Annotated in this window: 10 protein-coding genes; 7 read left to right on the plus strand and 3 right to left on the minus strand. The window is 38.0% G+C overall.

The window, feature by feature from the left end; all coding sequences use genetic code 11:
• Window positions 1–166 precede the first annotated feature (166 nt).
• Entirely contained in the window at window positions 167–1,009 is an 843-nt protein-coding gene (locus L6475_RS06450) for a patatin family protein (protein WP_237823771.1), read from the plus strand.
• A 51-nt stretch (window positions 1,010–1,060) separates the two neighbouring features.
• Here L6475_RS06450 and L6475_RS06455 read toward each other — a convergent pair whose 3' ends face one another.
• Window positions 1,061–2,557, minus strand: a complete 1,497-nt coding sequence (locus L6475_RS06455; protein WP_305079896.1) for a UxaA family hydrolase — start codon at window positions 2,555–2,557, stop codon at window positions 1,061–1,063.
• A 43-nt stretch (window positions 2,558–2,600) separates the two neighbouring features.
• Window positions 2,601–3,668, minus strand: coding sequence for a substrate-binding domain-containing protein (locus L6475_RS06460; protein ID WP_237823775.1), 1,068 nt, complete (start codon window positions 3,666–3,668; stop codon window positions 2,601–2,603).
• A gap of 202 nt (window positions 3,669–3,870) precedes the next feature.
• On the opposite strand from L6475_RS06460, the gene L6475_RS06465 reads away from it, so the two are divergent.
• The 5 genes from L6475_RS06465 (at window position 3,871) to L6475_RS06485 (ending at window position 10,189) form a co-directional block, all read left to right on the plus strand.
• Window positions 3,871–4,893: a sugar kinase gene (locus L6475_RS06465; protein WP_237823776.1), complete on the plus strand. Its 1,023-nt coding sequence runs from the start codon at window positions 3,871–3,873 to the stop codon at window positions 4,891–4,893.
• Between the two features lie 146 nt (window positions 4,894–5,039).
• Window positions 5,040–5,708, plus strand: a complete 669-nt coding sequence (locus L6475_RS06470; protein ID WP_237823778.1) for a bifunctional 4-hydroxy-2-oxoglutarate aldolase/2-dehydro-3-deoxy-phosphogluconate aldolase — start codon at window positions 5,040–5,042, stop codon at window positions 5,706–5,708.
• A gap of 55 nt (window positions 5,709–5,763) precedes the next feature.
• A complete protein-coding gene (locus tag L6475_RS06475; protein WP_370641665.1) occupies window positions 5,764–8,871 on the plus strand; it encodes a DUF5112 domain-containing protein in 3,108 nt (1,035 codons plus the stop codon).
• Window positions 8,853–9,572 carry a DUF5932 domain-containing protein gene (locus L6475_RS06480; RefSeq protein WP_237823783.1) on the plus strand — a complete coding sequence of 240 codons (720 nt, stop codon included), beginning with the start codon at window positions 8,853–8,855 and terminating at the stop codon, window positions 9,570–9,572. Before L6475_RS06475 ends, L6475_RS06480 begins: the two co-directional genes overlap by 19 nt.
• A 23-nt stretch (window positions 9,573–9,595) precedes the next feature.
• Window positions 9,596–10,189, plus strand: a complete 594-nt coding sequence (locus tag L6475_RS06485; protein ID WP_237823786.1) for an AbgT family transporter — start codon at window positions 9,596–9,598, stop codon at window positions 10,187–10,189.
• A 158-nt stretch (window positions 10,190–10,347) separates the two neighbouring features.
• On the opposite strand, the gene prmA is transcribed toward L6475_RS06485, so the two are convergent.
• Window positions 10,348–11,241, minus strand: a complete 894-nt coding sequence (prmA, locus tag L6475_RS06490) for a 50S ribosomal protein L11 methyltransferase (protein ID WP_237823789.1) — start codon at window positions 11,239–11,241, stop codon at window positions 10,348–10,350.
• Between the two features lie 161 nt (window positions 11,242–11,402).
• Here prmA and L6475_RS06495 point away from each other — a divergent pair, with 161 nt between their 5' ends.
• The gene (locus L6475_RS06495; RefSeq protein ID WP_237823792.1) at window positions 11,403–12,365 is read left to right on the plus strand and encodes a hypothetical protein; all 963 of its coding nucleotides are present in this window, start codon (window positions 11,403–11,405) and stop codon (window positions 12,363–12,365) included.
• Window positions 12,366–12,384 lie beyond the last annotated feature (19 nt).

The raw sequence follows: 12,384 nt of genomic DNA on the forward strand, positions 1-12,384 counted from the left end.
TGAGACAAAAGATTTCCGCAAGTCCACTTGCAGTGTACTTTTTTATAATGCAAATGGACTATTAAAAGGGAAGCCTGTGAAGGTTTCCCTTTTTTATTAAAGGACTCATATTATAAAAAAATACTCTTATAGTATTAAAGACATAATAAATTGACGTTTATAAATAATGATTATAAAGCAAAATACAGGTTTAGTACTTGAAGGAGGTGGTATGCGTGGTGTCTTTACTAGTGGTGTACTTGATGCTATGATGAAGTATGAATGTTACTTCCCATATGTTGTTGCTGTTTCAGCTGGTGCCTGTAACGGACTTTCGTATTTAAGTCGCCAGCCGAGAAGAGCTCGCTATTCAAATATTGATATGTTGCAGAAGTATGACTACATCTCATTGAAGAGTTTGCTTATGCAAGGATCCATCTTCGATCCAAATATTCTTTATGAGCGTTTTCCTAATGAGATAGTTCCTTTCGATTATGACACTTATTGGCGAAACCCTGCAACATTTGAAGTTGTTGCAACTAATTGTCTTACTGGTAGGGCGGAATATCTTACTGAGAAGAAGGATGCACTTCGTCTTACGGCCATAATAAAAGCTTCTAGTTCTTTACCGTATGTAGCTCATGTTACTTATGTTGATGGAATCCCAATGTTGGACGGTGGAATCGTAGATTCTATTCCTATCCAACACTCAATAGAGACTGGCCATTCTGAAAACGTGGTCGTTCTTACCCGAAATCGTGGCTTTCGTTCGAATGAATTTGATTTGAAGGTTCCCAAATTTCGTTATGGTGAGTATCCACGATTACGAGTAGCGTTAAGTCATCATGTTGAAGCCTATAATTCGCAACTTGAAATGATTGAAAGGATGGAAGATTGGGGCGAAATTGTTGTTATACGCCCTCAGCGTCCAATGGAAGTAGATCGTATATGTCGTGATGTAGAAAAGTTAGAACGGCTATATGAAGAAGGATTTGCAGAAGGCGAACGCTTTTGCAAATCCTTGAAATAAAGTGTAGCAGTATATCGTGATAAACTTAATGATGATTGATATTACAAATACCTATAATGTAACTCCGTTCTTGAAAATAGCGATTTCTCTATAGTCATTTGTTTCATTCATAGTTGCTTCACCAGAGGCAAGTGACAATACTTTTTCAATAAATTCTGGCACTAATTCTTGCATAGTATGTCCTTCAATAAGTTGACCTGCAGAAAAATCCACCCAATTAGGTTTTCTACGAGCAAGGACCGGATTTGTTGCTATTTTCATTGTTGGTACAAATGTTCCAAAAGGTGTACCTCGGCCAGTTGTAAAAAGAATAATATGGCATCCGCATGACGCTAAAGCTGTTGCAGCCACAAGATCGTTACCTGGAGCAGATAATAAGTTGAGACCGTCAGTTGTTAATCTGTCACCATATTCAAGAACTCCACAGACTGGAGCGTGACCACATTTCTGTGTGCAACCTAAGGCTTTGTCTTCAAGCGTTGAAATTCCTCCCGCTTTATTGCCAGGTGAAGGATTCTCTCCAACAGGTTCACCATGAGAGAGGAAATAATCCTTGAAATTATTTATGAGAGATACTGTTTCCTCGAAAAGTTCAGGAGTCTTACATCGGTTCATGAGAATTGTCTCAGCTCCAAACATCTCTGGTACTTCAGTTAACACACTTGTACCTCCCTGGGCAACAAGCCAATCACTGAATTCTCCGACAAGAGGGTTAGCCGTTATGCCGCTAAAACCATCGCTGCCTCCACATTTCAATCCCACACGCAGCTTACTTACAGGAACATCTTGCCGTCTATCATTACTTGCTATCCCGTAAAGTTCACGAAGAATCTTCATAGCTGCTTCAACTTCATTACCTTCAACTTCCTGTGTGACAAGTAGTCGGATGCGGTTCTTGTCGTAATCTCCTAATGTCTCCATAAATTGCTTCGGTTGGTTATTCTCACAACCTAAGCCTAATACAAGTACAGCGCCAGCATTAGGGTGTAATACAATATTACGTAATATTTTTCGGGTATTTTCGTGATCTTCTGAAAGCTGAGAACAACCATAATTGTGATGCCATGCATAAATGTTATCAATATTATTGCATTGAGTCTCTTCACGTAGCTTCTGAACAATCTTCTCGGCTATTCCGTTTATACATCCGACTGTTGGAACTACCCAGATTTCATTCCTAATTCCAACTTCACCATTCTTGCGGACATATCCCTTAAATGTACGTTCTTCTTTTTTTATGTTAAGATGCTCATTGATGGGATTGTAGGTGTATTGAAGGGTTCCATCAAGATTGGTTCTAAGATTGTTCTCGTTAATCCATTCACCAGCTTTCATGTTTTTGATCGCATGTCCAATAGGATAACCGTATTTAATAATGTTTTCTCCTTTAGTAACATCGCGAATCAATATTTTGTGACCAGCAGGAATGTTCTCGTTTAATTTTATTAATTTTCCATCTACCTCAATAGTTTCTCCTTTGCTCTTATCAATAAGTGTTACAACTACTGAGTCTGATGGATTAATTTTTAAGAAGGTAGCTTGCATGATTTTGATGTAGTATAGTAATTGTTCAAAGATTTAGATGAAATATTTATCCAATTCCCATCCTTCGATAGAAATCAATATTTTCACGCGAAATGAGTTCGATAGGCATATAGTTGACTGCAGTCACCTCTTTTTTCATTACGATAGCATCAAACAGGGTACCTACACAAGCGTATCCTTGCATGAATGCATGTTGGGCGACAAGAAATGATATACTTCCTCTACGTACACATTCTGCGTTTTTAGGTACCATATCATATCCCATGATTTGAACATCACGTCGATTGCTCCTCAGCAAAAATTCTCCTACTATATGTGCCTTAGAATTAAATGTTATGCAATGGTGTACACGTGGATGTTTTTTAAAAAAAGATTCTAGCGCTTGATCATAGACTTCGGGTTGGTCCCAAGGTAAATCTATATCAATAATTTTAATATTTGGGAAGTGGTCCATCATGTAGTGACGGAAACCTGTTTCACGGTTCATTTGCTGTTTAGATCCCACCTGCCCGTCTTTGAGAAGTTTCATGAGCATGATTTCTTTTTCTTTAGATGCTATAAGCATCATCATTCGAGCAGCAAAGTACCCACTTTGGAAAGAGTCTTGACCAAAAAAGGCTAAGGGTTTTAAGTCTGGCATGTATGAGTCCAACAAAATAAAAGGAATCTGTAATTCGTGCAATTTTTCCGTAAACATGCCTGTGACTTCTAAAGAAGATGGTACAATGACAACGCCATCTGGTTGTTCTTTAAAACATTCGCGGGCAGTTTTCGTAAATGATGCTGGATTGAAACGGTCATAATAATTTATGTGAAGTGATATTCCAAAATCGCGCCTACTTATAGTCGCTGCTTGAGCACCTTCTTCAACCTCGTCCCAATAGGCTTCATTTTCGTGCATAGGAATGAGTAGTTGAAAGTTATAGCTTTTGTTGTAGGCTAAAGCTGAAGCATACATGTTCGGTTGATAGTCCATTTCTGCGAGAGCTTTTTCTACTTTTTCACGTGCTGCAGGAGATACGTTAGGACGCTCGTGTAATACTCTGTCAACGGTTCCAACACTTACTCCAGCACGTTCTGCTATATCTTTAATTCGAATTTTGTCTGATGCCATGTCTGTTGCTCCTATTTTTCGGCAAAATTACGAAAAGAAATCGATACAACCAAACATGAATGTGTAAAAAAAACATTCAATTCTTGCATGGTTCGAAAAAAAACAATAACTTTGCATTTGAAATTTTTGTAATCAAAACATGAAACTATTTTTACAGAAAGTAAACTTAAAACGCTAAATAGAAAACAACCCAAATAAAAAAATGGCAAAGATTGTTACACTTGGCGAACTGATGCTTCGCCTGTCGCCTCAGGGCAACGACCGTTTTGTACAGAGTGAGTCTTTTCGCATCATCCCTGGTGGAGGCGAAGCAAATGTTGCTATCTCGTTGGCTAATTATGGTCATGAAGCTTTTTTCGTGACAAAATTGCCTAAGCATGAGATTGGTCAAATAGCTGTAAATGCTATGCGCCGTTATGGAGTGGATATTCGTTATATAACCCGTGGCGGTGAACGTGTTGGTTTGTATTATGCAGAAACCGGAGCTTCAATGCGTCCTTCAAAAGTAATCTATGATCGTGCTCATAGTGCTATTGCTGAAGCAGATCCCAGTGATTTTGACTTTGATAAAATTATGGAAGGCGCACAATGGTTTCATTGGAGTGGAATAACACCGGCTATAAGCGATAAGGCTGCTGAATTAACACGATTGGCATGTGAGGCTGCAAAACGTCATGGTGTTACTGTTAGTGTAGACTTGAACTTCCGCAAAAAGCTTTGGACTAGTGAAAAAGCTATTAGTATCATGCGTCCTTTGATGAAATATGTTGATGTCTGTATCGGCAACGAAGAAGATGCTGAGCTTTGTCTCGGCTTTAAACCTGATGCAGATGTAGAAGGAGGACAAACTGATGCATCTGGTTATGAAGGAATCTTCAAGCAAATGAAGAATGAGTTTGGTTTCAAGTATGTGGTTTCTACTTTACGTGAAAGCTATAGCGCAACGTTCAATGGATGGAAAGCTCTAATATATGATGGTAAAGAGTTTTATCAGTCAAAACGTTATGAGATTAATCCCATTATTGACCGCGTGGGCGGTGGCGATTCTTTCTCTGGTGGACTTATCCATGGATTGTTAACGAAGCATACTCAAGGTGAAGCTCTTGAATTTGCAGTTGCTGCATCTGCTTTGAAGCATACTATTAATGGTGATTTTAACCTCGTTTCTGCTGATGAGGTCGAGGCACTGGCAGGTGGTAGTGCTAATGGTCGCGTACAGCGTTAAATTTTTATAAAACAGTTCGAATATAAAGTTCTTTCTTCTATCGTTGGCACTGAAAAGAAATTGAATAAATTAGGTGAAGAAGGAAGGGAACTTGTGGCAGTATTTGACTGTCGCTTATATTTAAAACGAGAAATTAAATTATAATTATGGCAAAGTTTGATAAGATAGCCGTATTGAATAAAATAGGTGACACAGGCATGGTACCTGTTTTCTATCATAAAGACCTGAATATTTGTAAAAATGTAGTAAAGGCTTGCTATGATGGTGGAGTACGTGCTTTTGAGTTTACTAATCGTGGGGATTTTGCACATGAGATTTTTGGCGAATTAGTAAAGTGGGCTGATAAGGAATGTCCTGAATTGGCTTTAGGTATAGGTAGTGTGGTGGATGCTCCAACAGCTGCACTTTATTTGCAACTTGGTGCCAATTTTGTTGTCGGACCATTATTTAATCCTGAGATTGCACCTGTATGTAATCGTCGTTTAGTACCATATTGCCCCGGTTGTATGACTGTAAGTGAAATAGGTAAAGCACAAGAGTTGGGGTGTGATTTAACAAAAGTATTTCCTGGCGATGTCGTTGGCCCGAATATGGTCAAAGGTTTAAAAGCTCCAATGCCTTGGTCAAAAATTATGGTAACTGGTGGAGTTGCCCCTGAAGAGGATAATCTTACAAAGTGGTTCAAAGCCGGTGTTTTTTGTGTAGGCATGGGATCTAAGCTTTTCCCTTCGGATATCGTTAATGCGGGGAATTGGCAGTATGTGACAGACAAGTGCAAGGAGGCACTTGGTTATGTGGCTAAGGCTCGTTCTTAAACTATTTATAATATTTTGTATCTTTTCAGCTTGTTCGTCGCCAGATAGGCAGGCGGTGGACAAGCTGAATTCTTTATCATATGCCTATCATTACCGTAACCTTGATTCTACTGAATACTATGCTCGAAGGGCGTATGATGCATCTTCGGACTATCATGATGGTACGTCAGAGGCCTTAAATAATTTAGCTTTCGTTAGTATTGCTCGAATGGATTATGAAAAAGCTCGTCGGCAGTTGGATTCAATTATTCTCATTACTGACAATCAGTTAGAACTTCTGATAGCTAATATCCAACAGATGAGACTTTGTCAGCGTTGTTCCAATAATCGTGAGTTCTACGATTACCGAGAGCATGCATTGAAAGCCTTGAGTCGCATTAATGAAGAACGCTCTTCACTTTCAGATTATCAGAAAGAAAGATTACTTTACGCAGAAAGTGAATTATGCATTGTTACCTCTACTTATTATTATTATATAGGATTGGAACAACAGTCGATTGAAGAGCTTCAGAAAATTGGAAGTGAACTAGAACGAGATACTGCTCAATGGTTGAATTTCTTATATAATGTTGGGGCTGGTGGCGTGATTACTGAAGGTGATGTGGATCAACAAGAGTTTGACTATTTATTTCGTTGTTTGTTGATATCCAAGAAGAATAAATATACTTACTTTTATGCTAATTCGTTAGAAGGTATAGCTGAAAAATTGGCAGATCTTCACGTCCTAATGCACTTGATAGATACAAGTAGTTCTACGCTTGATTATCTAAACGAGGATGAGGGAGATCTATACGATTTGTCTGTAACATTGGCACGTAAAGCTTTGGATCAATTTATCGAATATGGTGATATTTACCAGATAGCCGGCGCATACCGTACGTTAGCTACCTGTTATAGAGCTCGTGGCAACTATGAACTAGCTCTGACTAATTTAGAATTGGCACTTTCGGATTCATCAATTTATCAAGCTCCAGATTTGGTTGCAAGTATTCGTGAACAGCTAAGTGTTGCTTATGCTGCAATAGATGATAAACCAAATAGTGACTATAACCGTAATATATACCTCGATCTTCAGGAGCAAACGCGTCAAGATCGTTCTTTAGAAGCTCGTGCAGGTCAATTAGATAAGGCAATAGCCCAACTTAATATTCTACTAGTGTCTGTATTATTAGCCTTGATACTGCTCATTATTGCTTTTCGTGTGCTTTATGTGTTCTACCGACGAGCACAATTAAGGAAAGATCAATTAGATGAAATGAGTGAACTACGAGAGGATTTACTGGAGAAACTTGCTATTGCTCGACAAAAACATCTTGAAGGCGAAAGGAGGAATCTAGATCAACGTGCAAAAATATCATTGGTTAATAGTATTACTCCACTTATTGATCGAATGCTTCATGAGGTAAAACGTATTTCTGGTGATAGTACAGAACAATATCAATATGTAAAGGAATTGACTGATACTATCAATGAACAGAATAATGTTTTAACTCAATGGATTCAGTTGAAACAGGGGAAATTGAGCCTGCATATTGAAACTTTCAGTCTTCAGGAATTATTTGATATAATTGATAAAGGACGTAGAAGTTTTTCTCTGAAGGGTATTACATTACACGTTGCAAGTACAAACGTAAAGGTAAAAGCTGATAAGGTTCTTACTCTTTTTATGCTGAATACACTGGCTGATAATGCTAGAAAGTTTACTCCAGAGGGGGGGGAAGTTCGAGTTAATGCAGAAGAGACTAATGATTATATAGAGATCTCAGTTACTGATACTGGTAAAGGTATGGACGAAAATGAATTGGCACATGTTTTCGACCATAAAGTTACCGGTGGCCATGGTTTTGGTCTGCTAAACTGTCGAGGTATTATTGAAAAATATCGTAAGACAAGTAAGTTATTCTCCGTATGCACTCTTTCAGCAGAAAGTACCAAAGGTCATGGTAGTCGTTTCTTTTTTAGGTTACCTAAAGGAATCGTCAGATTGATTCTTCTTTTATTGCTGAATACGTTTACTATTGGTATAAATGCGGAAAGCCATTCTTCTGATATATTCCCTGACGATTTATTTCTGCAACGTGCAGCTATTTTTGCAGATTCATCTTATAACTGTAACATTAATGGTGAGTATGAGCGAACTTTAGTATTTGCCGATTCTTGTTGTATGGCTATGAACGCTTACTATCGTAGTCTTAATCAGGGTGATACTGATACACTTCAGCTGTTAGGTTCTATGACATCTCCAATTACTGAAGTCCGATGGTTGCATCACGATATTCAAGTCAATTATAATACCTTGCTCATTATGCGTAATGAAAGTGCTGTTGCAGCATTGGCTTTACATCATTGGGCTCTCTATCAATATAATAATCGCATTTACACGCTTCTGTTTAAAGAACTTTCAGCCGACCGGACTATTGATGACTATTGCCGGAGGATGCAACAATCTCAGACGGATCGAATGGTGGCTGTCATTTTATTAGTCATTATCGCATTAACATTGTTAGCCGCTATTGTCTTTCAATCAATTCAGGCTATGGGAAGAAAAGCTGCCCATAAGCAAGAACAAGAGAACGAGTTAGAGTTATTGCATGATGAACTTCGTCGTATTGAGTTGGAAAATGCTCGCTTACATGTCAGCAATCTTGTGTTGGATAATTGCCTTTCTACATTGAAGCATGAAACGATGTATTATCCAAGTAGAATACGTCAATTGGTTGAAACTGGTGACTCTCATGCAGTTTATGAAGTGGTAGAATATTATAGGGCCTTATATGGAATTCTCAGTGAGCAAGCTGATAGCCAGCTTAGAAATATGCGCTTACATCTTAAGCATTTAGACAACGGAGTGTTGGGCGATGAGAATTTATTGAATTATTTATTTGATATTTTACGCCGTCAGTCTCCACAAAAGCAGCTCAATGTTAAGTATGAAACAAAAGATAACCTATATGTTGAATGCAGAGTTGAACTAATAGGTGTGAAGACCGTCAGTTTTATGCCAACAGTTGAAAATATTCCATATATTATCTGCCGTCAAATAGTACGTGAGCATGGTGAGGCTACCGGTTGTCGTGGTTGTGGCATCACAGCAGAAACGATGGATAATGGAACAAGAATAATTATTATATTACCTAAACAAATATGCAAAACTTCAAAGTAATTATTGTTGAAGACGTACCTCTTGAACTTAAAGGTACAGAAGGTATTATTCGTAACGATATACCTGAGGCTAATATTATTGGAACAGCCGATTGTGAAGTGGCTTATTGGCGTCTTCTTAAGCAACAGATTCCAGATTTAGTCCTGCTAGATTTAGGATTAGGAGGATCAACGACTGTAGGAGTTGAGCTTTGTCGGCAAACAAAGGAGTTGTATCCTCAAGTTAAGATTCTCATATTTACTGGTGAGATATTAAATGAGAAATTATGGGTTGATGTGCTTGATGCAGGAGCTGATGGTATCATTCTTAAAACCGGAGAACTACTGACTCGCCACGATGTGAGTTCTGTGATGGATGGAAAACAACTAGTATTCAATGAGCCTATTCTTAGGAAAATAGTTGAGAGATTCAAAAATAGCGTAAATGGGCAATTGGCCAGGCAAGAGTCAATAGTTAATTATGAAATTGATGAATATGATGAACGCTTCTTGCGCCACTTAGCTCTTGGATATACAAAAGAACAAATAACTCAATTGCGTGGAATGCCTTTTGGAGTAAAAAGTCTTGAAAAGAGGCAGAACGAACTTGTTCAAAAATTATTTCCTGAAGGTAGTTCTGGAGTAAATGCTACACACTTAGTTGTACGTGCGCTTCAACTTCGGGTCATTGATGTTGATAACCTTGAACCAGACGAAGATTAGTCACATATTACATATATTAAGTGATGAAGAAATTAACTACACGTGTTGTTATTTTGCTGTCTATTGCAGAATTTGTGTTGGTTTTATTGTCTTGGCTTCTTAGTGCTCTAACGACATACAATATCCGCTCTCTATTATCCAGTGAGGGAATTCGTTGGTTTTTAGGGCAGTACATTGATATAATAGATTCACCAGTTCTTGCTAATTTATTGTTGCTTGGTATAGCTATAGGGATGTTGAAGCATTCAGGGATTGTCAGTAATGCTAAAGTTTACCGTTCGCACTTTGGTTGGAGATTGGTGTCTGCTGCTATGACCATATATGTGTTTTTGATACTAATGCTTACCGTCATGCCTCATGCTATTTTACTATCTCCAACAGGAAAATTGTTTCCTTCACCATTTAGCCGAGCACTTGTTCCAATACTGATTTTTGGCCTTTCTTTGGCATCGTCAATTTATGGGTTTTCTACAAACGCTTTTGCATCTTTAACAGATCTTATTCAATCTGCTGTATGTGGTATATCTTTGATTGCTCCATGGCTTTTATTGTATGTGTTTTTCATTCAATTTTATGAGTCCTTATGTTTTGTGTTTGTTTTAAACACTAATTTTTAGGTATTGTGTTGTTCGAAATAATGTGTTACTTTTGCACCCAGAAAACAATAGTGTTGAAATAGCAATAAAGTCTAAGTTATAAATAATTCATATAGTATTTGTTTAGTTATAAGTTATTGAGGGATGGCTGTGAAGTCATCCCTCAATCATTACGTTTATTAATATGCTTCCATTACAAAATGTAAACAAGCCCAATCTCCGTCATTTTGTTTACCTACGACCTTTAAATTCAATGACTCTGCAGTTTCAATAAGTTGAGGTACATCCTGCTGATAAAATCCACTAAGTAATAAATTACTATTAATATTCATCATCTTGGCAAACTCGCTCATGTCTTTAAGAAGAATATTACGATTAATGTTGGCCATCACTACATCGAATTTTTTGTCTATTCTTTTTAGTACAGATACATCGCCTAAATGTATCTCATAGAGACTGTCAACACTATTGATTACTGCATTATGACGAGCATTTTCGGTACTCCATTCGTCAATGTCATATCCCACACACTCTTTAGCACCAAGTTTAAGTGAAGCAATACTAAGTATTCCAGTTCCACAACCACAATCAAGTACTCTACACCCAGAAAGGTCTAATTCTTCAAGGTTAGCAACCATCATTCGTGTCGTCTCATGTGTTCCTGTTCCAAATGCCAGATGAGCATCAATCTCTATTAAAATTGGTGTTGGATAAAGTCTTTTATAAGAATCGGATACCGGAAGATGGCGTCCATCATGAATAATGATGGGGTGGAGACCGTCAATTATGATTGGTTGAAATCCTTGTTGTTCCCATTGTTCGTTCCAATCTTTATCATCAGCTTCATGAACTGTGTATTCTATTGTAACATCTTCGAAGGGAAATAATTCTATTTGTTCGTTTAAAGAATCTTTATTGAATAATTGTTGTTGAACATATCCTTTAAGGCCTAATGAAGTCTCTTCAAAAGTTTCGAAGCCAACTTCACCAGCTAATGCCGATAGGATATCTCTAGAATCATTGAATATGCTTTTGGGAGCATTTATAATGAATTCAACTTCAAAATATTTCATGCTTATACTGATTAAATTTTATAGATTCTGTTAATTATAAATGCAAAATTATAAAATTTAGGGAAATTCCTACTATGCTTTAGGGTTTTTCCGTAAATTTGCATAGAAATAAGGTTTATTTTTGCATTATGATTATTGTAATTAATAGATAATAAAGGCTTATGAAAAGGTATATTCTATTATTTGTTATGATGGGAACTACAATGCTTTCTTCTTTGGCTCAAGATGATATGTACTATGTTCCCAAGAAAAAGTCAACTTCTGCGAGTACTCTTCCTCGACAGGTATATTATTCTGGTTCGAATCGTAATGTTGACGAATACAATCGTATGGGAAGGAAACAAATGAATGGAAGCTCCTATCAAGTGATAGCTGGTGATTCAACTATGCAGGATGTCATTACTTTTACACCGGTTGAAGGTGTCTATCCAGATTCTGCAACGTCTGTTTCGACCGAGAATGATTTTCAGTTGACACGAAATATGGCTCGTTGGGATGGATACACACCTACCGATGCTTATTGGGAGGGGTATGACCGTGGTCGCAACGACCAATGGGCTATCAACACATGGCATTCCCCCTGGTACTATTCATCTTATTACTCTTGGTACGATCCCTGGTATTATGACCCATGGTATCCACATTGGTCTTGGCGAGCTGGTTGGTATTATGATCCATGGTACTATCGTCCTTACCATTATTATTCATGGGGGTGGGGAGGCTATTATGGCGGATATTACACTCCTGTTCGTCATCGTAACAGCGTCTATCATTCACGCACCTATTCAAATGGCGGATATGGTAGAATTTCTGCTCCGTCAAATAGTAATGTAGCAAGAAGTCGTACATCTGGTCGTTCTTATGTCGGAAATTCCAATGTTACTGGAAATCGTTCAGCAGGTAGCCGCTTGTCATCACCTGTAAGATCAAGTTCCTCAAGCACTTCTCCATACTCAGGGAATCGTTCATCTTCAAGTTCTGTTACAGGAAACCGATCGAGCTCTTACAGTAGTGGATCTACAGGTTCGTATGGTGGTAATCGTTCTTCCGGTTCTTTTTCAGGTGGTGGAAACCGCTCTGGTGGCAGTGTTGGTGGTAGCCGTGGAGGCGGACGTCGTAGATAAGTGTCTTTTTGATTGTTTT

It is taken from the genome of Prevotella sp. E9-3, assembly GCF_022024015.1.
In the GTDB taxonomy this organism is placed as follows: domain Bacteria; phylum Bacteroidota; class Bacteroidia; order Bacteroidales; family Bacteroidaceae; genus Prevotella.

Coding starts and splice junctions, on each gene's coding strand:
- L6475_RS06450 (WP_237823771.1), top strand. CDS start 167: ATGATTATAAAGCAAAATACAGGTTTAGTACTTGAAGGAGGTGGTATG.
- L6475_RS06460 (WP_237823775.1), bottom strand. CDS start 3,668: ATGGCATCAGACAAAATTCGAATTAAAGATATAGCAGAACGTGCTGGA.
- L6475_RS06465 (WP_237823776.1), top strand. CDS start 3,871: ATGGCAAAGATTGTTACACTTGGCGAACTGATGCTTCGCCTGTCGCCT.
- L6475_RS06470 (WP_237823778.1), top strand. CDS start 5,040: ATGGCAAAGTTTGATAAGATAGCCGTATTGAATAAAATAGGTGACACA.
- L6475_RS06480 (WP_237823783.1), top strand. CDS start 8,853: ATGCAAAACTTCAAAGTAATTATTGTTGAAGACGTACCTCTTGAACTT.
- L6475_RS06485 (WP_237823786.1), top strand. CDS start 9,596: ATGAAGAAATTAACTACACGTGTTGTTATTTTGCTGTCTATTGCAGAA.
- prmA (WP_237823789.1), bottom strand. CDS start 11,241: ATGAAATATTTTGAAGTTGAATTCATTATAAATGCTCCCAAAAGCATA.
- L6475_RS06495 (WP_237823792.1), top strand. CDS start 11,403: ATGAAAAGGTATATTCTATTATTTGTTATGATGGGAACTACAATGCTT.